Source organism: Ruegeria sp. E5, assembly GCF_056534105.1.
In genome coordinates, this window is the sequence record NZ_JBQFPA010000007.1 from 87,611 (window position 1) to 114,600 (window position 26,990).

The 26,990-nt window shown below is 56.3% G+C and carries 26 protein-coding genes; 10 read left to right on the forward strand and 16 right to left on the reverse strand.

Annotated elements, in window-relative coordinates; all coding sequences use genetic code 11:
* Positions 1-61: 61 nt before the first annotated feature.
* The 3 genes from ACR0BI_RS20890 to hslO are packed head-to-tail and all read right to left on the reverse strand — an operon-like array spanning position 62 to position 2,788.
* Positions 62-1,216 carry a CCA tRNA nucleotidyltransferase gene (locus tag ACR0BI_RS20890; protein ID WP_480562843.1) on the reverse strand — a complete coding sequence of 385 codons (1,155 nt, stop codon included), beginning with the start codon at positions 1,214-1,216 and terminating at the stop codon, positions 62-64.
* Positions 1,213-1,812 carry a CoA pyrophosphatase gene (locus tag ACR0BI_RS20895; RefSeq protein WP_480562842.1) on the reverse strand — a complete coding sequence of 200 codons (600 nt, stop codon included), beginning with the start codon at positions 1,810-1,812 and terminating at the stop codon, positions 1,213-1,215. Before ACR0BI_RS20895 ends, ACR0BI_RS20890 begins: the two co-directional genes overlap by 4 nt.
* Positions 1,802-2,788, reverse strand: coding sequence for an Hsp33 family molecular chaperone HslO (hslO, locus tag ACR0BI_RS20900; protein WP_170399357.1), 987 nt, complete (start codon positions 2,786-2,788; stop codon positions 1,802-1,804). Before hslO ends, ACR0BI_RS20895 begins: the two co-directional genes overlap by 11 nt.
* A gap of 76 nt (positions 2,789-2,864) precedes the next feature.
* On the opposite strand from hslO, the gene ACR0BI_RS20905 reads away from it, so the two are divergent.
* Positions 2,865-3,308 carry an NUDIX hydrolase gene (locus tag ACR0BI_RS20905; protein ID WP_170399359.1) on the forward strand — a complete coding sequence of 148 codons (444 nt, stop codon included), beginning with the start codon at positions 2,865-2,867 and terminating at the stop codon, positions 3,306-3,308.
* On the opposite strand, the gene ACR0BI_RS20910 is transcribed toward ACR0BI_RS20905, so the two are convergent.
* Positions 3,305-4,579: a PP2C family protein-serine/threonine phosphatase gene (locus tag ACR0BI_RS20910; protein WP_223118322.1), complete on the reverse strand. Its 1,275-nt coding sequence runs from the start codon at positions 4,577-4,579 to the stop codon at positions 3,305-3,307. The two genes, ACR0BI_RS20905 and ACR0BI_RS20910, sit on opposite strands and share 4 nt — an antisense overlap.
* A gap of 121 nt (positions 4,580-4,700) precedes the next feature.
* Here ACR0BI_RS20910 and ACR0BI_RS20915 point away from each other — a divergent pair, with 121 nt between their 5' ends.
* A complete protein-coding gene (locus ACR0BI_RS20915) occupies positions 4,701-5,051 on the forward strand; it encodes an Hpt domain-containing protein (RefSeq protein ID WP_480444264.1) in 351 nt (116 codons plus the stop codon).
* Here the strand turns inward: ACR0BI_RS20915 and ilvA are convergent.
* Both ilvA and ACR0BI_RS20925 read right to left on the reverse strand, forming a co-directional pair.
* Complete coding sequence (gene ilvA / locus ACR0BI_RS20920; RefSeq protein WP_170649040.1) at positions 5,048-6,274, reverse strand: threonine ammonia-lyase IlvA; 1,227 nt, start codon at positions 6,272-6,274, stop codon at positions 5,048-5,050. The genes ACR0BI_RS20915 and ilvA overlap by 4 nt on opposite strands.
* A gap of 57 nt (positions 6,275-6,331) precedes the next feature.
* Entirely contained in the window at positions 6,332-7,099 is a 768-nt protein-coding gene (locus tag ACR0BI_RS20925) for a hypothetical protein (RefSeq protein WP_170466726.1), read from the reverse strand.
* Between the two features lie 139 nt (positions 7,100-7,238).
* On the opposite strand from ACR0BI_RS20925, the gene ACR0BI_RS20930 reads away from it, so the two are divergent.
* The 3 genes from ACR0BI_RS20930 (at position 7,239) to msrA (ending at position 9,645) form a co-directional block, all read left to right on the forward strand.
* Complete coding sequence (locus ACR0BI_RS20930) at positions 7,239-8,465, forward strand: argininosuccinate synthase (RefSeq protein ID WP_170734068.1); 1,227 nt, start codon at positions 7,239-7,241, stop codon at positions 8,463-8,465.
* A gap of 135 nt (positions 8,466-8,600) precedes the next feature.
* Positions 8,601-8,882: an SCP2 sterol-binding domain-containing protein gene (locus ACR0BI_RS20935; protein ID WP_170408793.1), complete on the forward strand. Its 282-nt coding sequence runs from the start codon at positions 8,601-8,603 to the stop codon at positions 8,880-8,882.
* 91 nt (positions 8,883-8,973) lie between these two features.
* Positions 8,974-9,645, forward strand: a complete 672-nt coding sequence (msrA, locus tag ACR0BI_RS20940; protein WP_170399396.1) for a peptide-methionine (S)-S-oxide reductase MsrA — start codon at positions 8,974-8,976, stop codon at positions 9,643-9,645.
* On the opposite strand, the gene ACR0BI_RS20945 is transcribed toward msrA, so the two are convergent.
* Entirely contained in the window at positions 9,642-10,514 is an 873-nt protein-coding gene (locus tag ACR0BI_RS20945) for a ribokinase (RefSeq protein ID WP_480562841.1), read from the reverse strand. The genes msrA and ACR0BI_RS20945 overlap by 4 nt on opposite strands.
* Positions 10,515-10,517: 3 nt before the next feature.
* Complete coding sequence (locus ACR0BI_RS20950) at positions 10,518-12,773, reverse strand: NADP-dependent malic enzyme (RefSeq protein ID WP_170426333.1); 2,256 nt, start codon at positions 12,771-12,773, stop codon at positions 10,518-10,520.
* A 161-nt stretch (positions 12,774-12,934) separates the two neighbouring features.
* Here ACR0BI_RS20950 and mutS point away from each other — a divergent pair, with 161 nt between their 5' ends.
* Positions 12,935-15,547, forward strand: coding sequence for a DNA mismatch repair protein MutS (gene mutS, locus ACR0BI_RS20955; RefSeq protein ID WP_480562870.1), 2,613 nt, complete (start codon positions 12,935-12,937; stop codon positions 15,545-15,547).
* 31 nt (positions 15,548-15,578) lie between these two features.
* On the opposite strand, the gene ACR0BI_RS20960 is transcribed toward mutS, so the two are convergent.
* Positions 15,579-16,142, reverse strand: coding sequence for a nucleotide exchange factor GrpE (locus ACR0BI_RS20960; RefSeq protein ID WP_170399405.1), 564 nt, complete (start codon positions 16,140-16,142; stop codon positions 15,579-15,581).
* Between the two features lie 10 nt (positions 16,143-16,152).
* Positions 16,153-17,217 carry a heat-inducible transcriptional repressor HrcA gene (gene hrcA / locus ACR0BI_RS20965; protein ID WP_170399408.1) on the reverse strand — a complete coding sequence of 355 codons (1,065 nt, stop codon included), beginning with the start codon at positions 17,215-17,217 and terminating at the stop codon, positions 16,153-16,155.
* 112 nt (positions 17,218-17,329) lie between these two features.
* Here hrcA and rph point away from each other — a divergent pair, with 112 nt between their 5' ends.
* Genes rph through ACR0BI_RS20985 form a run of 4 tightly spaced genes read left to right on the forward strand, consistent with a single transcriptional unit; the run spans position 17,330 to position 20,155 of the window.
* A complete protein-coding gene (gene rph, locus ACR0BI_RS20970; protein ID WP_480562840.1) occupies positions 17,330-18,043 on the forward strand; it encodes a ribonuclease PH in 714 nt (237 codons plus the stop codon).
* The gene (gene rdgB / locus ACR0BI_RS20975; RefSeq protein WP_170664238.1) at positions 18,040-18,654 is read left to right on the forward strand and encodes an RdgB/HAM1 family non-canonical purine NTP pyrophosphatase; all 615 of its coding nucleotides are present in this window, start codon (positions 18,040-18,042) and stop codon (positions 18,652-18,654) included. Before rph ends, rdgB begins: the two co-directional genes overlap by 4 nt.
* Positions 18,644-19,798 carry a radical SAM family heme chaperone HemW gene (gene hemW, locus ACR0BI_RS20980; RefSeq protein WP_480562839.1) on the forward strand — a complete coding sequence of 385 codons (1,155 nt, stop codon included), beginning with the start codon at positions 18,644-18,646 and terminating at the stop codon, positions 19,796-19,798. Before rdgB ends, hemW begins: the two co-directional genes overlap by 11 nt.
* Positions 19,799-19,801: 3 nt before the next feature.
* Positions 19,802-20,155 (forward strand): YbaN family protein, encoded by a 354-nt coding sequence (locus ACR0BI_RS20985; RefSeq protein WP_170408799.1) that lies wholly within the window; start codon positions 19,802-19,804, stop codon positions 20,153-20,155.
* On the opposite strand, the gene ACR0BI_RS20990 is transcribed toward ACR0BI_RS20985, so the two are convergent.
* Genes ACR0BI_RS20990 through rho form a run of 6 tightly spaced genes read right to left on the reverse strand, consistent with a single transcriptional unit; the run spans position 20,145 to position 26,945 of the window.
* Positions 20,145-21,038 (reverse strand): ParB/RepB/Spo0J family partition protein, encoded by an 894-nt coding sequence (locus ACR0BI_RS20990; protein ID WP_170399423.1) that lies wholly within the window; start codon positions 21,036-21,038, stop codon positions 20,145-20,147. The genes ACR0BI_RS20985 and ACR0BI_RS20990 overlap by 11 nt on opposite strands.
* A 20-nt stretch (positions 21,039-21,058) precedes the next feature.
* Positions 21,059-21,862: an AAA family ATPase gene (locus ACR0BI_RS20995; protein WP_170408801.1), complete on the reverse strand. Its 804-nt coding sequence runs from the start codon at positions 21,860-21,862 to the stop codon at positions 21,059-21,061.
* Positions 21,855-22,478: a 16S rRNA (guanine(527)-N(7))-methyltransferase RsmG gene (rsmG, locus tag ACR0BI_RS21000; protein WP_170408802.1), complete on the reverse strand. Its 624-nt coding sequence runs from the start codon at positions 22,476-22,478 to the stop codon at positions 21,855-21,857. The genes ACR0BI_RS20995 and rsmG overlap by 8 nt, the downstream gene beginning before the upstream one ends.
* On the reverse strand, positions 22,475-24,343 hold the full coding sequence (mnmG, locus tag ACR0BI_RS21005; protein ID WP_480562838.1) for a tRNA uridine-5-carboxymethylaminomethyl(34) synthesis enzyme MnmG: 1,869 nt from the start codon (positions 24,341-24,343) through the stop codon (positions 22,475-22,477). Before mnmG ends, rsmG begins: the two co-directional genes overlap by 4 nt.
* Before the next feature lie 12 nt (positions 24,344-24,355).
* Entirely contained in the window at positions 24,356-25,642 is a 1,287-nt protein-coding gene (mnmE, locus tag ACR0BI_RS21010; protein ID WP_480562837.1) for a tRNA uridine-5-carboxymethylaminomethyl(34) synthesis GTPase MnmE, read from the reverse strand.
* Between the two features lie 31 nt (positions 25,643-25,673).
* On the reverse strand, positions 25,674-26,945 hold the full coding sequence (gene rho, locus ACR0BI_RS21015; protein WP_170399438.1) for a transcription termination factor Rho: 1,272 nt from the start codon (positions 26,943-26,945) through the stop codon (positions 25,674-25,676).
* Positions 26,946-26,990 lie beyond the last annotated feature (45 nt).

Sequence of the window (26,990 nt, forward strand, 5' to 3'; positions counted from 1 at the left end):
ATGAGTCAGGCGCACCCTGCCAAATCAAATCGGGTTTGTCATCCCCTTTTGAGACTTCAATTTATTCGGCCAGCAATTCTTCGCGGCTGAGCGCGAAATCCGATGCGATCCAACGCGCCTCAAGCTCGGCCAGTTTCGCGCCCAGCGCAGGGCCCGAAAAGGCGGGGATCAAATCCGCCGCTTTGATCGGGAAACTGGCTGCAGCCCCTTGCTGCAAAGCTTGGCTCAGGTCTTCTGACCACGGCTGTTCAAGAAATGCGTGGCGCAAAAGCGTTTCGTGCAAACCGCCTTCCGAGCCATAGCGATAACCCAGTTCTGCGACGCTGGTCGTCGCCATCGCTTCGTCGCGCATCCGGGTCAGGCGCTGCAATTGCGCCCGGCTGAGGCGCAGAGTTTTGGCCACTTCGGGCGGTGCGATCGCGGCCAACCGACGAATCGCTTCGGGCGCGGCCTGCGCATCGTGTTCCAGCTGGATCAGAATTGCCAGGGCCCGGTCATCCGCACCGGGCAAAAGCTGCGCCAGAACACCAGTGCTGCGCATGGCGGCAACCGACGGCGCGGGATCGGGCGCAGCGAGAAGTTTCAGCATCTCCGCCCCGACCCTTTCGCGCGAAAGTGTCTCTAACCCGTCCAAATTCGCGGCAATCGCATCCAGCGCATCGGGGTCGAAGCCCTGGTCTGCATCACCATACCAAGCGTGAAAGCGGAAGTATCTGAGCGATCGCAGGTAGTCTTCTCGGATGCGATCACTGGCCTCCCCGATGAACCGCACGCGACGCGCCTGTAGATCCGGCAAACCGTTCAGCGGATCAAGGATTGTGCCGTCAGGTTTGGCATAAAGCGCGTTCATGGTGAAATCACGACGCGCGGCGTCTTCTTCGACCTTGTCGGAAAAGGCGACGACAGCACGCCGACCATCCGTTTCGACGTCACGGCGAAACGTCGTGACCTCGTGCGGGATACCTTTGCTGACAATCGTCACGGTGCCATGGTCTATCCCTGTTGGTATCGGCTTCAGCCCAGCTTTCTGCGCCAGTTCCACGACGTGTTCCGGCCCAGCGTCTGTGGCGATATCAATGTCAGAAACCGGCGCCTGCAGCAGAGCATTGCGCACACAACCTCCGACGAATAGCGCCTGCGCCCCGCCATTGGTCAGGGCGGTGCATACATCCTGCGTGGCTTGGTCGGTTAACCAATCTTCTGTGATCCGCTTCATTCACTCATCCGCGCAGCCAATCCCCGCAGCATCCGTGCCGTCGCACCCCAGATATAATAGGGGCCATAGGGCACAGCATAGTAATACCGTCTTTGGCCACGCCAACGGCGCGACTCGACGACATAATTCTCTGGGTTCAGGACATGCGCAAGCGGAACGAAGAAGATCTCATCCACCTCGCCCGGTTCGGCGACTGGTTCAAAACTGGCTTCAAGGATCGCAACAACCGGCGTGACCGAAAAGGACGTCACGGTTTCATGAGTCGGCAGATGACCCAGAATACTGGGTAGTTCTGGCGGAAGACCAATTTCTTCCTGTGCTTCGCGCAAAGCTGTCGCAGTAACGTCGATGTCGCCCTCATCCTGTTTTCCACCCGGAAAGGCGATCTGGCCCGGATGGTGTTTCAACGCCGAAGAGCGTTTGGTCAGGATCAATCGCGGTGCGTCTCCGGTCACAGAAACAGGCACTAACACGCCCGCAGGGCGCAGTCTGCGCCCCGCCGGCAGCACCGTTTCCGGGTTCAGATCAAAGTCACTGGACCCGGACCCATCACGGCTCAGCGCCTCGGTCAGGTCTGTGATCAGATCACGCGCCATCCGGGCCTTCGGCCTCGAACCCGACGGTCGCAGGGTCCAGCACATAGTGCGCACCGCAGAATTGGCAGTCTGCTGTGACAGTGCCTTCGTCCGTGGTCATTGTCGCAATATCCTGCGCCGAATAGATCGACAGGCTTTGGCGCACGCGATCTTCGGAACAAGTGCAACCGAATTTTACCTGCTGTGCATCATAGACGCGAGGCTGTTCCTCGTGAAACAGACGCACCAGAAGGTCGGTTGGCGCAACGGATGGCCCGATCATCTCCAGATCATCCACGGTATCGAGCAGGATGTTGACGCGATCCCAGTTCTCGCCCTCTTCACCATCCACCAGATCCGAGGCAGACAGGATCTCTCCGCTGCCCTCCCCGGAAGCGGCAAAGGGCGAGGCTTTGGGCATGTGCTGCAGCATGATCCCGCCAGCGCGCCAGTGTTCACCGACACCGGGCTCAGTCGATTTGCCGAAGCTCAACGAAAACCGGGTCGGCAGCTGTTCGGACTGCGCGAAATAGGCTTCCGCACACGCGCTCAGTGATCCCCCGGCCAGTGGGGTGATGCCCTGATAAGGCTGTGTACCTTCACCTTGGTCAATCATGATGGCGAAGTACCCGTCACCCACCTGATCGAAAGGGGCTGCATCGGTCAGCCGGTCGCGGTCAAAGCTCGCATATGCGCGGATCTGCGCGGGTTCGCCCTCGACCTGTGGCGCATAATAATCGGTTGCGATCATCCGCACCGCGCCCTTGGATTGCACCTGCAGAGACAGCTTCCAGCGCAGCGATACCGTTTGCCCTATCAATGCAGTCAGCAGGGCCATCTCGGCCACCAGCGCCTCGACCACCTCGGGGTAGTCGTGCTGTTTCAAGATGCCGCCCAACACGCCGTCCAGCCGGGCCACGCGGCCTCGCATGTCGGGTATATCGAGTTGAAAGGGCAGGACCGTGTCGTCCCACGCGATTTTGGTTCCAATAGACATGGGGTTTCCTTAAGCGCCACAGGTTGGCATACCGCCACCATATAGGTTGAACAGTTTTGGTTGAAAGGGGCCTTACATGATCAGACGGTTCGGTGAAAGCCCCGAGGCAGAGCGAAAATACACCCGGCGGGTCGGCGTTTATGCCCTATTGCCACAAGGCAACCGATTGCTGCTGACCTGTCAGCTGGAACCCGGACCGGATCTGCAGCTGCCGGGCGGCGGCATCGATCCGGGGGAATCACCGATTACAGCGCTTCACCGTGAGGTTTACGAAGAAACCGGCTGGCTGATCGCCGCGCCTCGGAGAGTGGGTGCGTTTCGTCGATATACCTACATGCCGGAATACGATCTGTGGGCCGAGAAGGTCTGCCTGATTTACCGCGCCCACCCGGTCAGACGCCTAGGCCCTCCGACCGAAGACCTTCACGAGGCCATTTGGATGGAGACCGCAGATGCCGTTCATCTGTTGGGCAACGAGGGCGACGCCCATTTCGCCCAGCGCCACCTGCATGGGCTTTAAGGTCCGTTATATTCAAAAAACACTGCAGAGACATCATCCGCAATTCCGCTGTCCGGTGACATCACCTGTGTGAGACGCCAGAACATGTCATCCAGGAATTCCGGTCCACCGTGATCGGCGGCGCATTCAACAGCCATCGCCTTCAACCCGTCATCATCCAGCAAACTGCCGTCGGCGAGCTGGCATTCGGTGAACCCGTCCGAATGCAAGAGCAGCTTGTCGCCCGGTTGCATATAGGTTTCCGTCTGCTGAAACTGCGCCTCAGGCAGCAGGCCAATGGGCAACCCGCCTTCGCCCAGAAACTCGGTTTTACTATCACGGCGCAACAACAGCGGATGCGGGTGTCCGGCCTGCACCATTTTCAGATGTCCGTTGCGCAGATCGATGATGGCATAGACCATGGTGAAATACTCTTCGATCCCGGCATCGGCGATCAGACGCGAGTTGAGCAGCGACGCGACCTCTTCGGGTGGCAGAAGGGCGTAGAATTTGTTGAACCGACGCTCCATCGCAATGTTCTGGTCGAAATGCGTGCTGGACAGATACCCGCCCAGCCGTGCCGTCATCATCGCAGAGGTGATCCCGTGGCCGGAGACATCGATGCTGTAAAACCCCAGCCGATTGACACCGGGCGAAAACATCCCCACCAGGTCACCACCGATATGACCACAGGGTTTCAGAAGCAGGCTGACCTGTGAGTTGCCAAAGGTCCCCTTCAATTCAGGCACCAGCGAATCCTGAATTTTGCGCGCCTGCATCAGATCTTTATCGATCGCATCATGGGCAAGCTTCAGTTCGTTCAGCGCTGTTTCGATCAACTGGTTTTTTCGGGACAATTCGCGTTGCATGTCAAGAATACGCGCCCCGGCCGATATGCGCGCACGCAGCTCATCAGCCTCAAGCGGCTTGATCAGAAAATCGTCTGCCCCAGCATCCAGACCGCGCGCGACCTCCTGCTTTTCGCTTTTTGAGGTCAGAAGAATGAAATAGCTATATTGCTCACTGTCCAGCTCTCGGAAGGCCCGACAGAACTCAAGCCCGCCCATACCTGGCATGACCCAGTCGCTTAGAACAAGATCAGGTGGGTCCGAGGTGCAAAGCTCTATCGCGGCTTCACCACTGTCGGCTTCAAGAACCTCGAATCCCCACTTTTTTAGCGAGGCCACCAGAATGCGCCGCTGCAGACGGCTGTCGTCCACAACAAGAACCTTGCGGATCGCGCCAAAATCCAGCTCGACCCGGGCCTCTACTTGACTGGCATCCGGCACCATGAAGTCCCTGTACTTGCTCAACTCTCCAGTTGTCGCAACGCTATGCCTCTCAGCTTAACATCCTATGAAAAACCAAATGGCCGCGATTTAACCCCATCTTTACCCGTGACGGTCTAACAATATGCAACCGCAAGAGGATGGCATGATTCAGTGGTCCAGAGTCAGACAATTACGTGATGAAGTCGGCGCAGACGAGTTCACCGAGGTTGTCGAAATCTTTTTGGACGAGGTTCAGGAAGTTATCACTAAGCTACGCGATGACACTGCCCGCTCCGAGATCGAACAGAACCTACATTTCCTGAAGGGCAGCGCGCTGAGTCTTGGCTTTGATAGTTTCTCGAAACTGTGCCAGGACGGTGAGCGACGCGCAGCCGCTGGTGAAAGCGCCGCCGTTGATTTGCTGGCGATTATCGCGGCCTACGACGAGTCGAAAAAACTGTTTCAGGCCGGTCTGGCCGAAAACCTGCGCTAGATCACAAACTGTACCAGCGTCTCGTCTTCGGTGATATCCGTATAAGTAAACCCGGCTTCATCCAGATGCGCAAACAGGCGCATGAAATTCTCGGGCTTGCGGGTTTCGATTCCGATCAGGACCGAGCCAAAGTTGCGCGCCGATTTCTTCATGTATTCGAACCGTGCGATATCATCCTCAGGGCCGAGGATGCCGAGGAATTCTTTCAGGGCACCGGGGCGCTGCGGTAGGCGCAGGATGAAGTATTTCTTCACCCCGGAATAGCGCTGCGCACGTTCTTTGACCTCTGGTAAACGCTCGAAATCGAAGTTCCCGCCCGAGGTGACACAGACCACCGTCTTGCCACGCACAAAGCTTTGCACGTCACCCACGGCCTCAACCGCCAATGCACCGGCAGGTTCCAGAACGATGCCCTCGACATTCAGCATCTCGATCATGGTGGTACAGATGCGGTCTTCGGACAAAGTCAGCACATCCGACAGATGCCGCGATTTCAGCAATTCAAACGGTTTCTCACCAATCCGGCCTACTGCTGCGCCATCGACAAATGTATCCACATGATCCAGCGCCACCGGGTGCCCCGCTGCCAGCGCCGCGCGCAAACACGCCCCGCCGGCCGGTTCCACGAACAGGCAATGCGCCCGGTCCCCGAACCAGGTCGCCACCCCCGAAGACATACCGCCGCCGCCAACCGGCAGAATTACATGATCGGGCACTCGGCCCAATTGCTCTTCGATCTCAACCGCCAATGAGGCCTGCCCCTCGATCACATCCGCATCATCGAACGGAGACAGGAAATATCCGCCCTGTTCTGCGCACCAGCTTTGCGCCGCAGCCAGCGTGTCATCGAAATAATCACCGATCAGGTGAACCTCGATATTGTCGCCGCCGAAAATACGCGTCTTTTGGATCTTCTGCTGCGGCGTGGTCACCGGCATGAAGATCACACCCCGCACACCCAGATGCTTACACATATAGGCCACGCCCTGCGCATGGTTGCCAGCGCTGGCGCAAACGAAAAGGTCCTGCCCCTGCTGCTTGCGCATCGCATTGAACGCACCGCGGATTTTATACGACCGCACCGGGCTGAGGTCTTCGCGCTTGAGCCAGATATCCGCGCCGTATCGATCGGATAGATGAGCATTCCGCTGCAACGGAGTTGCTGGAAACACTGAGCGCATTGCCTTTTCGGCAGCGCGGGCGCGGGTCGTGAAATCAGTCATGTTGGATTCCCTGCCCCATCATCGTCGAAAGGGCAAGGAATACATATGTGTACGGGCTTAGGCCAGCTCGCGCTTTTCGATGAACACACCATAGATCGTCGTCAGGATACTGACATTGATCAAGGGGACGATCAGCATGCTCGCAAACAAGACAATCAAGACACCTATGATTGGGACGAAAAGCAGCAAAGACGCCAGTAGCTGAAGCAATATTTGGAAGAGGATGGACAAGACAACCAGAAGTGCGATGGCTCCGCTTGCGCCTGAGGTTGCTTGCCACGCTTCAGACAGCTTTATTGGTTTTCCGATCGCTGCGCCGGGTAAAATCGGGGAGGCCCGATAGAATCCGATCGTGAGAAAGATGATCAAACCCAGCCAAACCAGAATTCCCAGCGCCACAGAGGATTGCGCCATCATGCCCATGATCAGCGCTCCCGGTATCATGATGATAAGAGCGATTAGGCCGAGCATCAGAAGGCGTCCGAAATAGGCGAGCACACGGTCGAACCTGAAAGGCGGAACCAAACCGCTTGGATATTCCTCAAGTAGAACAAAACGGTGCCACGACACGACAATCCACAGCATGACCCCAAAGACAACGGCCATAAGGCAGAGCAGAAATCCGGTGAAGGACGCGGCCGTTACGCCTTCAGGGAAGCCATTGGTTTCACTGTTGAATTCTTCGAAAGGGATGCCAAACAGGAAGAACAGGCCGATGGCTAAAAAGCCGCCAATGAGCGCCGGTACGACTGAAATCTGTAGCGCCTGCTTCAGGTTCCTAAGAACCATCCTCACCGAATGCACGAAAATCTCTAATCCCAGCATAAATACCGCCCTCTCAACCAATCCTTGTTCTCTATCCGCCCGTTTCACCCCAATTCCCGGGCTGCGTCAATCCACACAGCTTGCCCCCACGCCCAAAACCCGTTAGGGGCCAGTCGTTCTACGCATAAAGGGAAGTCAGATGTCCGCGCCCAAGAAAGTTGTTCTGGCCTATTCCGGTGGCCTTGATACCTCGATCATTCTGAAATGGCTGCAGACCGAGTATGGTTGTGAGGTCGTGACCTTCACCGCCGATCTGGGTCAGGGCGAGGAGCTGGAGCCCGCCCGCAAAAAAGCCGAGCTGCTGGGGATCAAGCCCGAGAACATCTATATCGAAGATATTCGCGAGGAATTCGTTCGCGACTTTGTCTTCCCGATGTTCCGCGCCAATGCACAGTACGAAGGGCTGTACCTGCTGGGCACCTCGATCGCACGGCCTCTGATCTCGAAACGTCTGGTCGAGATCGCCGAAGCGACCGGTGCTGACGCTGTGGCCCACGGCGCGACTGGCAAGGGCAACGATCAGGTTCGTTTTGAACTGGCTGCTTACGCACTGAATCCCGAAATCAAGGTGATCGCGCCGTGGCGTGAGTGGGACCTGACCAGCCGTACCAAGCTGTTGGAATTTGCCGAGGCGAACCAGATCCCGATCGCCAAGGACAAGCGTGGTGAGGCCCCGTTCTCGGTCGATGCCAACCTGCTGCACACCTCGTCCGAGGGCAAAGTTCTGGAAGACCCCGCCGATATGGCACCCGACTATGTCTATCAGCGCACCGTCCACCCCGAGGATGCGCCGAACGAGCCGGAGTTTATCGAGATCGGTTTTGAAAAAGGCGACGCGGTCAGCATCAATGGCGAGGCGATGAGCCCCGCAACCATCCTAACCAAGCTGAACGAATTTGGCGGCAAGCACGGCATCGGTCGTTTGGACCTGGTTGAAGGCCGGTTCGTGGGCATGAAATCGCGCGGTATTTACGAAACCCCCGGCGGCACCATCCTGCTGGAAGCGCATCGTGGGATCGAGTCCATCACCATGGACCGGGGCGCGATGCACCTGAAAGACCAATTGATGCCGCAATATGCCGAGCTGATCTATAACGGCTTCTGGTACTCGCCCGAGCGGGAGATGCTGCAGGCAGCCATCGACAAGTCGCAAGAGCATGTCACCGGCACCGTTCGCGTGAAACTGTACAAAGGTCTTGCCTCAACCGTGGGCCGCTGGTCGGATCATTCGCTGTACTCCGAGGCGCACGTGACCTTTGAGGAAGACGCTGGTGCATATGACCAGAAAGATGCGGCAGGCTTCATCCAGTTGAACGCACTGCGCCTGAAGCTTCTGGCCGCGCGTGACAAACGGCTGAGCAAGTAAGCGTTTAGAATTTTAGATCTGGCCCCGGTGTTTGATCAGGCACCGGGGTTTTTCTTTGCCGGGTTTCCGTCGGGTCGGGCTTGCCCGGATCAGGCGATTGTCTTTACGCATACGTCAATCAGGGAAGGACGAATAATGCTGCAAGACATCGCCGACGGAATTCAAAAGGGTTTGAACGGCAAAAGCTTTGACGGATCGCTTAAGTTCGATTGTGGCGACGAGGGCGTGATCGTTCTGGCGGAGAATACTGCCTCAACCCAGGATCGGGACACAGACTGCACTATCCGCATCTCGCGCGAGAACCTCTCTAAGTTGCTGACCGGTAAGCTGAACCCAATGACCGGGGTTGCGCTGGGCAAGCTGAAAATCTCGGGCAACATGGGTGTTGCGATGAAGCTGGGGCAGCTGCTGGGCTGATAAACTCGTCTCACCAGCGCGTTACAAATCATGTCAGCGCATTGCAAGCACAAAAATCTGCGGGCAGCTTGGTTTCGGAAGGAGACCTGCCATGACCCGGATCACTTACCTTGATTGCCTGAAACCTTCACTTCTGTTCGTGCTGATCTTGTTGGCAGCAATGCTGCGCGCCTTACCTGCTCCGGCCGCTGGCACTGAAACGCTAACAGTCGCCGGTGGCTGTTTCTGGTGCGTGGAATCCGATTTCGAGTCCGTGCCCGGCGTGATCGGCGCGGTCTCGGGCTATACCGGTGGCAAGACGGATAGTCCCACCTATGATCAGGTCTCGAAAGGCGGAACAGGGCATTACGAGGCGGTCCAGATCACCTTCGATCCCGCCCGCGTTTCCCGTGCAACCTTGCTGAACATGTTCTTCCGCTCAGTCGATCCCACGGATGCGGGTGGCCAGTTCTGCGATCGCGGCGACAGCTATCGCACAGCAATTTTCGTCTCTAACAAAGGGGAAAAGGCGCAGGCACAGCAAGCCAAGACCAGCGCACAAAACGCGCTGGGGCAGACTGTGGTCACGCCCATCCTGCAAGCCGGAACGTTTTATCCAGCCGAGGCGTATCACCAGGATTATTACAAGGGTAGCAAGCTGGTACTGACCCGCTTTGGCCCCAAGCGCCAAAAGAACGCCTATAAGGCCTACCGCGAAGCCTGCGGTCGCGATGCGCGGGTCAAACAATTGTGGGGCAACGAAGCGCCCTTTGCAGGGTCCTAGTCAAACTGCGCTTCGCGCACCTCTTTCAGATCAGGAATGACATCTGCAGTGCCGTGCCGCGTGACCATCAGGGCCGCGGCGCGGTTTGCTTGGGCAATCGCCTGCGCCATCGGCATACCCCGGTCCATTCCAGCCAACACATAGCCGGTGAATGTGTCACCTGCCCCGGTGGTATCCACAGCGTTGACCTTATGGGCCTGAAACGCTTGGGGTTGATGATCTTGCTGATAATAGCGCGCACCTTTTGAGCCAAAGGTGACGATCACATGTTCGACCGGCAGGTCTGAAGGGGCGAGACCCGTTGCATCCTGCAATTGCTCGGCCTCGACTTCGTTGAGGATCAGAAAATCCAGATACGGTAAAACCGCTTGCACTGCGTCTGCCTGAAATGGGGCGGCGGCGTAGCAGACAGTCAGCCCCATTTCGCAACCTAGTTTAGCGGCCTCAATCTGCGCATTGGTTTCGTTCTGCATCACCAGAAGATCACCTGAAACCGCCGAGGACAACGCCTGCCCAAGTTGGTCGTTCGAGATGGCATGGTTGGCGCCTTGATACAGAACGATCAGGTTTTCACCCTGCGCATCTACTGCGATGATGGCGTGACCGGTCGGCACATCCACCTCGGCAATATGCCGCGTGTCCACGCCATATTCGGTCAGCCGGTCCCGTGCCCAAAGGCCATCCGCGCCCACCGCGCCGATATGGGATACCCGCGATCCGGCTCGTGCAGACGCCACAGACATGTTGGCGCCCTTGCCACCCAGAAACCTCTGTAGCCCGCTGGCCGCCAGTGTCTCACCCGCTTCGGGCAAATGCGGCAGGGCATAGACCATATCCGCGTTGATTGAGCCAAGGTTCCAGATTGTCATGATTTACCCGATATCACAGGAGGCCAGGATGGCCATGTTCAGAATGTCATTTGCGGTCGAGACCGTCGAACAGATCTGGATCGGCTTGTCGACGCCGGACAGGATCGGGCCGATCACGGTGGCGCCGCCCATTTCCTGCATCAGTTTGGTCGAAATCGAGGCCGAGTGTCGTGCAGGAACAATCAGGATATTGGCAGGTCCAGTCAGTCGTTGGAACGGATAGGCTTCCTGCTGATCCACATTCAGGGCCACATCAACCGTCATCTCGCCCTCGTACTCGAAATCGACGCCGCGCTCGTCCAGCACTGCCGGGGCGCGGTGCATCTTCTCAGCACGTTCAGACACCGGGTAACCGAAGGTCGAGAAACTGACAAAGGCCGCCCGGGGCTCTAGCCCCATGTGGCGCGCCACGGCTGCGGCGCGCTCAGCGATATTGGCCAGATCGTTCTCATCCGGCCATTCATGCACCAAAGTGTCGCCAATCAGAACAATCCGTCCCTTGTGCAGCAAGGCGGTAACCCCAGCCGCACCATGGGCGGCATCGGCATCAAACACATGGTTGATGCGGTCCAAAACATGGGCCGACTTGCGCGTTGCCCCGGTCACCAGACCATCCGCATGACCATGCGCCAGCATCAGAGACGAAAACACATGTCGATCCCGTGCAGCGAGGCGGTGAATATCTTTGTGATCAAAGCCCTTACGCTGCAGGCGCTGATACAGAAAATCCTTATAGGCCTCGAGATGCGCGGTATTGGCGGCGTTCACCACATCAATTTCACGCACCGCGTCCCCAAGACCAGCGGCTTCGAGCTTTTCCTTTACGTCGTCTGGCCGGCCCACAACCAGAGCCTTACCAAAGCCCGAGCGTTGGTACATAACGGCCGCGCGCAATACGCGCGGATCGTCACCCTCGGCAAAGATCATCCGGCTTTGCGCCTGACGCGCCCGCGCATTCAAGCCGCGCAGGATGCTGGCCGTCGGGTCCATGCGGGATTTCAGGCTCAGCTCATAAGCGTCCATATCGATGATCGGACGTCGCGCCGCGCCGGTATCCATACCAGCCTTGGCAACCGCAGGCGGGATACGGTGGATCAGGCGCGGATCAAAAGGCGTTGGAATGATGTAGTCGCGCCCAAAAGTCAGCGACTTGCCATAGGCCATGGCAACCTCATCCGGAACATCTTCACGTGCCAATCGCGCCAGAGCATGGGCGCAGGCGATTTTCATCTCGTCATTGATCGCACGGGCATGAATATCCAGCGCACCGCGGAACAGGTAAGGAAAACCCAGAACGTTATTCACCTGATTCGGATAATCGCTACGGCCCGTCGCGACGATCGCATCAACGCGCACCTCGTGCGCCTCTTCCGGGGTGATTTCCGGGTCAGGGTTCGCCATGGCGAAAATCACCGGATTGTCAGCCATGCTGGCGACCATGTCTTGTGTCACCGCCCCTTTGACCGACACGCCCAGAAATACATCCGCATCCTTCATGGCCTCTTCCAAAGTGCGAAGATCAGTCGTGATGGCATGGGCCGACTTCCACTGGTTCATGCCCTCGGTCCGGCCCTGATAAATCACGCCTTTGGTGTCGCAGACGATGCAATTCTCGTGCCGTGCACCCATGGCCTTGAGCAGTTCGATACAGGCAATTCCTGCAGCGCCTGCCCCGTTCAGGACGATTTTTACATCTTCGATCTTTTTGCCCGAGATGTGCAATGCGTTAAGCAGGCCCGCCGCACAAATCACTGCTGTGCCATGCTGGTCATCGTGGAAGACCGGGATATCCATCTCTTCCTTCAGGCGTTGTTCGATGATGAAACACTCGGGCGCTTTGATGTCCTCAAGGTTAATTCCGCCAAAGGTCGGGCCCATCAGGCGCACAGCGCGACAGAACTCGTCCGGGTCTTCGGTATCCAGCTCGATATCGATCGAGTTCACATCAGCGAACCGCTTGAACAGGACCGATTTGCCTTCCATCACCGGTTTTGAGCCCAGCGCACCCAGATTTCCAAGGCCCAGAACGGCGGTACCGTTCGAGATCACGGCAACCAGATTGCCTTTGTTTGTATAGTCATACGCCGTCTCTGGTGCTTCAGCGATGGCTTCACAGGGAACCGCAACGCCAGGGCTGTAAGCTAGCGAAAGATCGCGCTGCGTGGTCATGGGTACGGTGGCCTGCACCTCCCACTTGCCGGGGGTCGGGTCTAGGTGAAAGGCCAGCGCCTCTTCTTTGGTGATCTTCGCTTTGGGCATCTTACAGGTCGTTTCCATGACTTTGGGGCTTTTGCCTCATAACGCAGGCGGGGCCGCGCCTCAACGAGAATGAGTTTTCACCTTTTACTGAAGATGCGGGATTTGTAAGGTCGCGCCCGGAACACGCCAGAAGGGGGCCGAATTTGTCCACAGTCACGCCGATGATGGCGCAGTACCTTGAGATCAAAGAGGCTCATGCAGATGCCCTGCTGTTTTATCGCATGGGCGACTTCTACGAGATGTTCTTCGAGGATGCGGTGAACGCGGCTGAGGCGTTGGATATCGCGCTGACCAAGCGCGGCAAACACAATGGCGACGATATCCCGATGTGCGGCGTGCCGGTGCATTCTGCCGAGGGCTACTTGCTGACCCTGATCCGAAAAGGGTTCCGCGTCGCGGTCTGCGAGCAGATGGAAAGCCCGGCGGAAGCCAAGAAAAGAGGCTCTAAATCGGTGGTAAAGCGCGGTGTTGTGCGTCTGGTGACGCCCGGCACACTGACCGAAGATGCCTTGCTAGAGGCGCGGCGGCACAACTTTCTGGCCGCCTATGCCGAGGTTCGGGACGAAGCCGCACTGGCCTGGGCCGATATCTCAACCGGTGCATTTCACGTGATGCCGCTGACGTCAATCCGGTTGAGCCCTGAACTCGCTCGGCTGGCCCCATCTGAGCTGATCGTGGCCGATGGGTCCGAGGAAAAGCTGCATGAAACCGTCATGGACCTTGGCATATCGCTTACGCCTGTCGGACGCGCCAGTTTTGACAGCGCTGCAGCCGAGAAACGCATCTGCGGGTTGTTTCACGTGGGCGCTCTGGATGCATTCGGGAACTTCGGGCGCGCCGAGGTTTCGGCCATGGGCGCGCTGATCGATTATCTGGAGATCACGCAAAAGGGCAAACTGCCCCTGCTGCAAACTCCCCTGAAGGAATCCGAGGATCGCGTGGTTCAGATCGACGCCGCAACGCGACGCAATCTGGAGCTGACCCGGTCACTGTCTGGTGGACGCGCCGGGTCGCTGCTGTCCGTGGTCGACCGAACAGTAACGCCAGGTGGCGCAAGACTTCTGGAACAGCGACTGTCCAGCCCCTCGCGTAATCTGGATGTGATCCACGCCCGACTGGACGCAGTATCTTTAGCGGTCGAAGATAGCCTGATCGCCTCAGATCTGCGCGAAGCTTTACGCAAAACACCCGATCTGGATCGCGCTTTGTCTCGTCTTTCGCTGGATCGAGGCGGCCCGCGTGATCTGGCCGCTATCCGCAATGGATTGGAACAAGCCGCAACAATCGCCGAAGCCTGTGCCTCACAGGATCTGCCTGTTCTGCTGGCCACTGCCGTCCAGAACCTTGTCGGATTTGACGATCTGTTGACCTTGCTGGACGAAGCATTGGTTGCCGAACCACCCTTGCTGGCCCGCGATGGCGGCTTTATCGCCCCCGGGTTTGATACCGAATTGGACGAAGCGCGCACCTTGCGTGACGAGGGCCGTTCGGTCATCGCAGGTTTCCAACAGAAATACGCCGAGCATACCGGCATCACGTCACTGAAGATCAAACACAACAATGTGCTTGGCTACTTCATCGAGACCACGGCAACCCATGCCGAGAAAATGTTGAACCCGCCATTTAGCGAGACTTATATCCACCGCCAAACCACCGCCAATCAGGTGCGCTTCACCACGGTCGAGCTGTCCGAGATCGAAACAAGGATTCTGAATGCTGGAAATCTCGCGCTAGAGATCGAAAAGCGGCTCTATCAAAGGCTTTCTGGGGCTGTTCTGGATCTTGCCGCCCGATTGAATCAAGCCGCGCGCGGACTGGCTGAGTTGGATTTGACCACTGCACTCGCCGATCTGGCTCGCGGCGAAAGCTGGTGCCGTCCAAAGGTCGACGGGTCACGCGCATTCGACATCAAAGGAGGCCGTCACCCGGTGGTCGAGCATGCCCTGAGGCAGCAAAGCGGCGATGCTTTCATCGCCAACGACTGCGATCTGAGCGCCGATGCAGGCGCTGCAATTTGGTTGCTCACCGGTCCCAACATGGCCGGTAAATCAACCTTCCTGCGCCAGAATGCGCTGATCGCCCTACTGGCGCAGATGGGCAGCTATGTTCCGGCAGAACAGGCGCAAATCGGATTAGTCAGTCAATTGTTCAGCCGCGTCGGAGCGTCAGACGATCTGGCGCGGGGCCGCTCGACCTTTATGGTCGAAATGGTCGAAACCGCAGCTATTCTGAATCAGGCCGACGACCGCGCGCTCGTCATCCTTGATGAGATCGGCCGAGGCACCGCGACCTACGACGGCCTTTCCATTGCCTGGGCCACATTGGAACACCTACACGCGGCAAACCAATGCCGCGCATTGTTCGCCACCCACTACCACGAATTAACTGCACTCGCTGGAAGTCTGAACGGTGTAGAAAACGCGACCGTTGCAGTCAAAGAATGGGAGGGTGAAGTCATCTTTCTGCATGAGGTACATAAAGGCGCTGCCGATCGGTCTTACGGCGTCCAGGTTGCACAATTGGCTGGCTTGCCCGCCTCGGTTGTGGACCGCGCCCGTATCGTGTTGGATCAATTAGAAAAAACCGAACGTGAAGGCGGTAAGCAGAAAGCACTGATCGACGATCTGCCCCTGTTTTCAGCTGCGCCGCCGCCTCCTCCTGCGCCAAAAACCTCGCCCGTTGCTGATATGCTGGAAACCATCCTTCCAGATGAACTCAGCCCCCGCGAAGCCTTGGACTTGATCTACAAACTGAAAGAGGCGGCCAGATCCTGACCGCCTCGAACCCGGTTGACCCAGGAACTGTTCAGCTTGCGGGCGTTGATGACACCCCAACCTGCGCCGGTCGCAACAACCTGTCGTGCAGCATGAAGCCTTCTGCCGACACCTGAATGATGTCGCCGGCCTTGGTTCCGGGCACCGGGGCCTCGAACATCGCCTCATGCACATTCGGGTCGAACCTGTCCCCGACCTGAGGCGTAATCACCTCAATCCCATGCTTCTGGAACACATCCTTCAGCGCGCGCATGGTCAACTCGACACCTTCCAGTAAGCCGGCGGCAACCTCTTTCTGCTCATCGGTTGCGGCCTCAAGCGCGCGTTTCATGTTGTCGTAAACCGGAAGCATGTCGCGGGCCAGTTTTGACCCGCCATATTGTTCCGCATCCCGACGCGCCTTGTCGCCACGCTTGCGCGCATTTTCGGCATCGGCCAGCGCACGCATGAACTTGTCTTTGTAATCATCGCGCTCAGCACGCAGTTGATCGACCTCAAGCGCCTCATCGCTGATCTCAGCAAAATCTTCGGCAAACTCTTCCGCCTCGGCGGACATGATGTCGTCCAGAAAATCTTCGTTCTTGGGCTCTGCCATCTCTTACCCTCTAGCTCCGGTCGGAAATCAGCTTGCCGACCAGTTGCGCCGTATAATCCACGATTGGTACGATTCGCCCGTAATTCAGACGTGTGGGTCCAATGACCCCAACCGCACCGATTATCTTACGATCAGCGTTCATATATGGAGACACCACCAAAGAGGAACCCGAAAGTGAGAAAAGTTTGTTCTCAGAGCCAATAAAAATGCGCACACCTTCGCCTTCTTCGGTCAATTCAAGGAATTCGGCGATATCGCGTTTGCGTTCAAGGTCGTCAAACAGGGTGCGGATTCGATCAAGTTCTTCTGCCTGACCCGGCTCATTTAACAGATTCGCCCGCCCGCGCACGATCAGCCGGGCCGAGTCGCCGCCGTCCCCGTCCCAAGCGGCAATGCCGCTCTCGACCATCTCACGCGCCAGAACATCGATTTCCTGTTTCCGCGCGTCGATCTGTGACAGCATCTGACGGCGCACTTCGCCAAGCGTACGTCCTTCGATCAGCGCATTCAGGAAATTCGCGGCCTCCCGCATCGAACTGGGTGTTTGCCCAGGCGGAGGTGTAAACAGCCGGTTTTCTACCTGCCCGTCCGAAAACACCAAAACCACCAAGGCCCGGTCATGACCAAGCGAGACGAACTCGATATGCTTGATCTCGGCCTCATGCTTTGGCGTCAGAACCAGCGAAGCCCCTTGTGTCACGTGTGATAGCGCCGCGCCGACGCGATCGAGCATACCACCCACATCGCCTGCGTTAGAGCCTAGTGTTTCGTCCAGCTTCTGCCGATCATCCGCACCCAGATCGCCCATTTCCAGCAATCCGTCCACGAACATGCGCAGCCCCTGCTGTGTTGGAATTCGACCAGCGCTGACATGCGGACTGTCGAGCAAACCCAGAAATTCAAGATCCTGCATCACATTGCGTACGGTCGCAGCACTGACTTTCTCGGACAATGTGCGCGTCAGAGTCCGGCTGCCCACGGGTTCACCGCTTTCCAGATAGCTTTCGACAATCAACCGGAACACCTCACGCGACCGGTCATTCATCTCATCCAGAATTTTGCTTGCTTCGCTCATCGGCGGCCCTCTGCTGGATCGTCATTAAATCGCAGGCAAATGAAAGGTCAATCGGGCTTGCATCGTAACGCCGCAGGACGGTATCCCCAACCCAGCAGATAAAGGATTTCTCATGCGACCCTCAGGACGTGATCTAAACGAAATGCGCGCCGTTTCAATTGAAACGGGGTTCACCAAATATGCCGAAGGCTCTTGCCTGATCAAGATGGGCGACACCCATGTGCTATGCACCGCCACAATCGAGGATCGCGTGCCACCGTTCATCAAAGGCTCGGGCCTGGGTTGGGTCACCGCTGAATATGGCATGCTGCCCCGTGCGACCAATACGCGGATGCGGCGCGAGGCTGCCAGCGGCAAGCAAGGCGGACGCACCGTGGAAATCCAGCGCCTTATCGGCCGCGCCTTGCGCGCCGGTGTAGACCGGGTTGCCTTGGGAGAACGGCAGATCACTGTTGACTGCGATGTCATTCAAGCCGACGGCGGCACCCGCTGTGCCTCGATCACTGGCGGTTGGGTGGCGCTGCGTCTGGCCGTGAACAAGCTGATGAAAACAGGCGATGTGATCTCTGACCCTTTATTAGACCCTGTTGCCGCCGTTTCATGCGGAATTTATGCTGGTCAGCCCGTGCTAGATCTGGACTATCCCGAAGATAGCGAAGCTGGCGTTGACGGCAATTTCATCATGACCGGCTCGGGTAAGCTGATCGAAGTGCAGATGAGCGCCGAAGGATCCGTTTTCAGCCGCGCGCAAATGGATCAACTGATGGACCTTGCCGAGAAAGGCGTGAGCGAACTTGCTGCTGCCCAGAAAGCTGCAACCGCATGACTCGCAGGTTCGAAGGTGATCGACTGCTGGTCGCCACCCACAACAAAGGCAAGCTCGAGGAGATGGCGCATCTGCTTGAGCCCTTTGGCGTAACGGTTGTCGGCGCGGGCGAAATGAACCTGCCCGAACCGGAAGAGACCGAGGACACTTTCGTCGGTAACGCCCGGATAAAAGCCCACGCAGCTGCAAAGGCGACCGGCCTACCTGCCTTGTCGGACGATTCCGGGATCACCATCGATGCATTGGATGGCGCACCCGGTGTTTACACCGCCGATTGGGCCGAAACCGGCAGTGGCCGCGATTTCCTGATGGCGATGACTCGCGCCCATAATGAGCTAGAGGCGAAAAACGCCCCCCACCCGCGTATGGCCCAGTTTCGCTGCACTCTGGTTCTGGCCTGGCCCGACGGGCATGACGAAGTGTTCGAGGGAATCGCGACCGGTCACCTGACTTGGCCGATCCGTGGCAAGGACGGGTTCGGCTATGACCCGATGTTTGTCCCTGAGGGGCACGACATTACCTTTGCCGAAATGGATCGCTGGGAAAAGAACAAGATCAGCCATCGCGGGCGCGCGGTGGAGATGTTCGTGAAAGGCTGCTTTGGCGGATGATTGGCGAAACGGGGGCTTTGGCCTTTATGTGCATTGGCCCTTTTGCGAGGCCAAGTGCCCCTATTGCGATTTCAACAGCCACGTTTCCAAGAATATTAATCAAAAACAATGGCTTGAGTGTTATCTCAGTGAACTGAGCCGCTCGGCCATCGAAACTCCTGACCGGGTTTTGAACACAATCTTCTTTGGCGGCGGAACTCCATCACTGATGGCGCCTGAGACCGTCGCAGCCATCATCGACAAGGCCCGCGCCCTTTGGCGATCGGCCAACGATATGGAAATCACGCTTGAGGCCAATCCAGGCTCGGTCGAGGCCGGGCGGTTCGCGGCCTATCATGATGCGGGCGTGAACCGCATCTCGATGGGTGTTCAGGCCTTGAACGACGATGACCTGCGTCGTCTGGGGCGCATTCACACGGTTGCCGAGGCTCGCGCTGCCTTCGATATCGCGCGCTCTTGCTTTGACCGTGTGAGCTTTGATCTGATCTATGCCCGCCAGCATCAAACTCTGGACGCCTGGCGTGCTGAGCTGACCGAAGCCCTATCGATGGCAGTTGATCACCTGTCGCTATACCAACTGACCATTGAGGAAGGCACAGCCTTTGGTGATCGCTATGCCCTGGGCAAACTGCGCGGTTTGCCCGAGGATGACAACGCTGCGGATATGTATCTGGCGACGCAGGAAATCTGCGAAGCGCATGGGCTGCCTGCCTATGAGATTTCAAACCATGCCCGGCCCGGAGCGGAATCACGGCATAACCTCATCTATTGGCGCTATGGTGATTACATCGGTATTGGACCCGGCGCGCACGGGCGGATCACAAAGGGTGGCCAAAAATTCGCAACAGAAACTCACCTTTCACCAAACAAATGGCTGAAGGCTGCCTCCAACGGGCACGGCGAAAGCAATCGGTTCGAGCTTAGCCAACGTGAACAAGCCTCAGAATACCTTATGATGTGTCTGCGTTTGGTCGAGGGCCTTAATATAGACAGATATACTCGGCTTGCAGGTGAAGAACTTTCGCATGACAAACTTGATTCACTGATCGATCTGGGCATGCTAACCCTTGATCGCAATCAATTGCGCGCAACTTCAAACGGGCGCGCCGTGCTCAATGCGGTAATCCGAGAGCTGTTGGAGTAACAGATGCAATTTCTCTGGGCCGGATTGGGGTTGTTATGCGTTGCGCTTGCCATGATCGGAGTCGCTCTGCCGCTGCTGCCGACGGTGCCATTTCTTCTGTTGGCTGCGTTCTTTTTTGCCCGCTCATCGTCACGGCTACATAACTGGTTGCTGAGCCATCGAACCTTTGGCCCTATGATCGTCGATTGGCAAAGCTCTGGCGCGATCAGACCCGGCGCAAAAAAGGCGGCCACCCTTTCGGTTGCCGCCGTATTTGGTTTATCGGTTCTACTGTCGGTTCCTTCTCACGTCCTGATCATTCAGGCCATTGTGCTCAGCGCTGTGATGCTCTTTATCTGGACCCGACCTAACGGCTGAGCTTTGCGCACAGATCATCCAACTGATCCAGGTTCTCATAAGCCAACACAACCTGCCCGGATTCAGATCCGGCCTTATGGTTGATCGTCACCTTCATCGCCAGAATCGCAGACAAATCCTTTTCAAGCGCTCGGGTGTCTGCGTCCTTCCCAGCATTCAGGTTTCTGGATTTCGGAGCCGGCTTATCCGTCCCACCTTGCTGCTTTTTCACTAATGCCTCGGTCGCACGCACCGAAAGGCCCTCACGAACCACCTGTTTCGCCAGCTCCGATGGGTTCTCTGCCGTGATTAACGCCCTTGCATGACCAGCGGATAATTTTCCCTCTATTACAAGGGATTGTACGTCCAATGGCAGTGACAAAAGACGCAGCAGATTGGCGATATGGCTTCTGCTTTTACCAAGCGCTTCGGCCAGCTTTTCTTGCGTGTGACCAAAGCGATCCATCAATTGCTTAAAGCCTGCCGCCTCTTCCACCGCGTTCAGATCTGCGCGCTGAATGTTCTCGATAATCGCGACCTCAAGCACTTCGGTGTCATCAAATTCGCGAACAATAACTGGAATATCATGCAGTTGCGCCATCTGCGCAGCACGCCAGCGCCGTTCACCCGCAACGATTTCGTATTGGCCACCATCGATGCTGCGGACAATCAGCGGCTGGATAATACCCTTTTCCTTGACCGAGGCCGCAAGCTCATCCAATTGCTCTTGCGCGAAACGGCGGCGCGGCTGATCTGGGTTCGCCTGCAGTTTTTCGATCGGTACCGTGAGATCCGGACGGCGGGGTTCAGATACAATCCGACCGTCAGCTTCTGGTGCGACATCAGCCATCAACGCAGATAGCCCGCGACCTAGTCCTCGGGGTTTTCCTTTCCTGGCATTCATGTTGCCCTCCTCACGGCCACTTAAATGGCTACCTTGTTGTTCTTGTGCATAACCTCTCGGGCGAGATACCGGTACGCCATCGCCCCGAGCGAACCCGAATCATATTGCAGCACAGGAAGCGCGTAAGATGGTGCTTCGCTGACCCGCACATTTCTGGGTATCTTGGTTTTAAATACCATCTCACCCAGATTGTCACGCGCATCCTTTTCGACCTGACGGGACAAGTTGTTGCGGTTGTCATACATCGTTAACACAACACCTTCGATTCTGAGGTCAGGATTAGCGGTCTGACGAACCTCGCGAATGGTCAACATCAATTGTGACAGGCCTTCCAGCGCAAAGAACTCACTTTGCAATGGAACAAGGACGGAATGCGCTGCTACCATTGCGTTTACGGTGAGCAGGTTCAAGGACGGCGGACAATCAATCAGCACAAAGTCCAGATCGAAGGCATCAATTGCAGTCTGTCGAAGCGCGTCATGCAGCAAATAACTGCGCTTTTCATTCGAGATCAGCTCAATATCTGCTGAGCTGAGATCTACGGTCGCTGGAACCACAAAAAGATTACCGATCTCGGTCTCCTGCACCACAGCTTCCAATGGTGCGTCGTCGAGAAGAAGATCATATGTCGTCCAGTCGCGATCTTCGACCCCTAGACCCGTAGAGGCATTTCCCTGAGGATCGAGATCGACCACAAGAACCTTGCATCCGGCCTCGGCCAATCCGGCTGCCAGATTGATCGCTGTAGTGGTTTTCCCGACCCCGCCCTTTTGATTGGCAACCGCGATAATCCGAGGCCCAGCAGGACGAGACAGATCAACCACGTGCAACTCCTTTGATTTTCAGGATAACGGCTTGGGGTTCTGTTGAACTCTTAATGGGTTCAGCCTCGAATTTCCATTCTTTGCGCGCATCTTCCAGCTCTTTTTTCCAGGTTGCGCCTTTTGGCAACAACGCTGTACCGTTTTTACTTAAATGCCTGTCACAAAATGACATTAGAGTGGTCAGATCAGCCAGAGCCCGAGCTGAAAGCACGTCCGCATGCAAGGGATCAATGGCTTCAATTCGACGAGAGATCACGGAACAATTGGCGCCACTCTCTCTGGTCACACTTCGAAGAAATGCGGATTTACGTTGGTCGCTTTCGACCAATGTGAAACGCGTTTCAGGCGCAGATTCAATTGCCATGATGGCGCAAACCATGCCTGGAAAGCCGCCTCCGCTGCCTAAATCCACCCAATGATCTACGCGATCTGCGTTCTGAAAAACTTGAATGGAATCCTTGATATGGCGGATCCAAATCTCTTCAAGACTATTTCTTGAAACCAGATTGATTTTTGGGTTCCATTTTTCAAGCAGAGATACATAGATCACCAGGCGTTCGAATGTTTCACGTGAAACATCCAGAGCCTCCGCAGAGACGGCGTTCTGATAACTCATGCTTTTCTGGCTTTCACATCGCGCCTGAGCTTCGCCAGGACGAGAGTTAAAGCCGCAGGCGTGACACCTTCTACCCGACTCGCCTGCGCAATATTCGCAGGCTTCGCCTGCGATAGCTTTTGCTTCATTTCATTCGACAGACCATCAAGCGCAAAATAATTGAAATCCCGAGGAATCTCATGCGCCTCATCGCGCTTCATTGCTTCGACATCCCGTTGTTGGCGCGCAATATAGTTTGCATACAACGCATCGCGCTCGACCTGACGGCGAATTTCATCGTCTGTATTCTGTAGATCGGGTTCGAGTAAAACCATGTCTTCAAACGATACTTCTGGAAAAGCAAGAACCGCCATTCCATCGCGCCGGTTTCCGTCCTGATTTATGCTGATACCAGCTTCGCGAATTTGCTTTGGCGTATATGTGGTCTCTGTCAGTTTGTTCTTTGCCTTTACAAGTTTTTCTGATTTCTCAGCAAAAACCTTGCGGCGGAGTTCACCCACACAGCCCAACTGCTCACCAATCGGGGTCAGTCTTTGATCTGCGTTGTCAGCGCGAAGTGATAGGCGAAACTCTGCACGGGATGTGAACATCCGATAAGGCTCGGCAACGCCTCGTGTTGTCAAATCGTCAATCATTACGCCAATATAGCTGTCTGAGCGTGTAAAATGTATTGGCGCACGCCCCTGTGTTTCCAGAGCTGCATTCAAACCTGCAACGAGGCCTTGCGCGGCCGCTTCCTCATATCCTGTGGTCCCATTGATCTGTCCTGCAAGATATAAACCATGAACATCGGGCACAGACAAAGACGCAGATAGAACGCGCGGGTCAACGTAGTCGTATTCAATCGCGTATCCGGGTTGTAAGATTACCGCGTTTTCCAATCCTATGATGGATTGGACATATTCGACTTGTACATCTTCGGGCAAAGACGTTGAAATCCCGTTTGGGTACACCGTATGATCCCGCACGCCTTCCGGTTCCAGAAATATCTGGTGTGACTCCTTTTCCGCAAATCTGACGATTTTGTCTTCGATTGAAGGGCAATATCTGGGACCAACACCATCAATATGACCTCCATACATTGCTGATCGCGATAGATTTTTCTCGATTATTCCGTGCGTCTGAGCATTGGTATGAGTTATTCCACAGGCAATTTGCGGCGCTGTCACCGCTTGGGACATGAATGAAAACAGTGTTGGCTCTGCATCGCCATCCTGTCGTTCAAGTATATCCCAATTTATGGTTCGTCCGTCCAACCTCGGTGGCGTACCTGTTTTTAGTCGTGCCGTAGGCAAATCAAAGGCATCAAGGCGTTCAGCCAGCCTGATCGATGGGCGATCCCCCATGCGGCCACCTGGTTTTGAAACGTCCCCTATGTGGATCACGCCGCGCAGAAATGTACCTGACGTCAGGATAACTGTCTGTGCGGGGACCTCGGATTCATCTGCCAGTTTAACACCGGTGACGCGGTCGCCATCCATTAGGAAATCAACCACTTCCCCGGTAATCACCGACAGATTGTCTTGTTTTTGCGTTTCCCCCGCCATTGCTGCCCGATAAAGGGCTCGATCCGCCTGCGCCCTCGGCCCTTGAACGGCCGGTCCTTTTCGCCGGTTCAATAAGCGAAACTGGATACCCGCACGGTCCGCCACGCGCCCCATGACCCCGTCTAGTGCATCGATCTCGCGGACTAGATGCCCTTTGCCCAACCCACCTATTGCCGGATTGCAAGACATGACACCGATGTCCCGTTCGGAAAGAGTGACTAGTGCTGTGCTCGCACCCATCCGTGCTGCTGCATGTGCGGCTTCTGCACCTGCATGTCCGGCACCGATGACGACAACATCAAATTTCGAATGTTTCACGTGAAACACTCCCTATTTTCCCAGACAGAAACTTGCGAAGATTTCATCCAAAAGGGTTTCGACATCAATCCTGCCAACCAAAGATTCAAGCGACCGAATTGCCGTTCTCAACTCTTCAGCAGCTATATCATACATGTCCGGACCTGATTCCAGAACATCTCGCGCAGCCGCAAGTGCGTCCGATGCTTTAGTCATCGCAATACGGTGACGTTCCCGCGTTGCAATACCATGGCTAGCTGTTCGAACAGTCAGTACACGCGATATGTTGTCTATCAACTGGTCAATCCCGTGCCCGGTTTTCCCCGATATACCGCCGGAAAAGGGCTCACGCAGGTCAGATTTTGGCAGAACATGAATGTCATCTGCCTGCATCGGTACACCTAGCTGATCAGGCTCATCCGACAGAAATACTCGTAGATCGGCCGCCTCTGCCCGTTTGCGCGCCAGTTCAATTCCCAGGTTTTCAACGTGATCATCGGTTTGCCTCAAACCGGCCGTGTCCAGCAGCGTGACAGGCAATCCGTCCAAGTCCATACGAACTTCAATCACATCGCGGGTTGTCCCGGCATATTCCGAGGTAATAGCGGCTTCCCGACCTGCCAACGCGTTCAGCAAGGTCGATTTCCCTGCGTTCGGAAGGCCAACAATGGCGACCTCAAAGCCGGTGCGAATGCGCTCGGCGATCCGAACACCTTTGGCTTCTTGGGTCAATTCGGCCATCACACCAGAGATCAACGTCCGAACCTCAGGTGATACATCTGTCGGCACCTCTTCATCAGCAAAATCAATCACGGCTTCCAACAAAGACGCCGCACGGATCAGATCACGCCGCCAACCTTCAGCCAGTGTGCCCATGGCACCAGCCAAAATCGTCTGTGCTTGTTTCCGTTGTGCTTCGGTTTCTGCATCAATCAGATCAGCAAGACCTTCGACCTGCGCCAGATCCATCTTGCCGTTTTCCAGTGCACGACGCGTGAACTCACCAGGTTCGGCCAACCGAAGATCGTCCATATCCGAAAGAGAGGTCAGCACAGCGTTGACTGACGCCATACTTCCGTGAATCTGAAGCTCGGCCACGTCTTCGCCGGTAAAGCTGGACGGGGCCTGAAACGTCAGAACCAAGCCCTCGTCCAACCGCGATCCATCCGACGCGCTGAGTGTTCGTACTCTCATTCCACGCCTTGGCAGGCCCCCGCCAGACAACTCATTGGCGGAGGCATACGCCTGCGGACCAGAAAGCCTGATCACAGCCACGCCTGCTTTGCCCTGGGCGCTGGCCAGGGCGAATATCGTATCCATTGATAGCCCCCGCGTCAGTGCCAGAACCTTGTCAGGTGTTCATTGAATCGAAGAACTCGCCGTTCGTCTTGGTTTGTTTCAACTTCGACAACAGGAACTCGATTGCATCTGTTGTGCCCATCGGATTGAGGATGCGGCGCAGAACGAAGGTCTTGGCCAAATCGCCTTTGTCGACCAGCAGATCCTCTTTCCGGGTGCCGCTTTTGAGGATGTCGATTGCCGGGAACACGCGTTTGTCTGCAATCTTACGATCCAGAACGATTTCCGAGTTACCAGTGCCTTTGAATTCTTCGAAGATCACTTCGTCCATGCGGCTGCCGGTATCGATCAGGGCGGTGGCGATGATGGTCAGCGAACCACCTTCTTCGATGTTCCGCGCAGCACCAAAGAAGCGCTTGGGCCGTTGCAGGGCATTTGCATCTACACCACCGGTCAGAACCTTACCCGAAGATGGCACTACAGTGTTGAATGCCCTACCAAGTCTTGTGATCGAGTCGAGAAGAATAACAACATCTCGTTTATGCTCAACCAAACGCTTGGCTTTTTCGATCACCATCTCGGATACGGCCACGTGGCGGGTCGCGGGCTCATCGAAGGTTGAAGACACAACTTCACCCTTCACCGAGCGTTGCATGTCAGTCACCTCTTCCGGGCGTTCGTCGATCAGCAGGACGATCAGATAACATTCCGGGTGGTTCTGTTCGATGGAATGCGCGATGTTCTGCAGGATCACCGTCTTACCAGTCCGCGGCGGTGCCACGATCAGCGATCGCTGACCTTTACCAATCGGCGAAACCAAATCGATCACGCGAGCAGACTTGTCCTTGATGGTCGGATCTTCGATTTCCATCTTCAGACGCTCATCCGGATACAGAGGCGTCAGGTTGTCGAACAGAATCTTGTGTTTGGCCTTGTCCGGATTTTCAAAGTTGATCTTGGTAACATTTGTCAGCGCAAAGTAACGCTCGTTTTCATCGGGCGCTTTGATCTCACCTTCAACCGTATCTCCGGTGCGCAGCGAATGCTTGCGGATCATGTCAGGCGAAACATAGATGTCATCCGGTCCGGGTAGATAGTTCGCCTCGGGCGAGCGCAGAAACCCGAACCCGTCTTGTAGAACCTCCAACACGCCGTCGCCACCGATGGTCCAGCCCTCATCTGCACGTTCGCGCAGAATCTGAAACATCATCTCGCCCTTGCGCATGGTTGAGGCGTTTTCGACCTCAAGCTCCTCGGCCATCGCCAGAAGGTCTTTGGGGCTTTTGGCCTTCAGATCGGCCAGATTCAGGGATTCAGTTGTCATGATGATACGAACCTCGGCCGCTTGGATCGCGGCACCAGAGTGGAA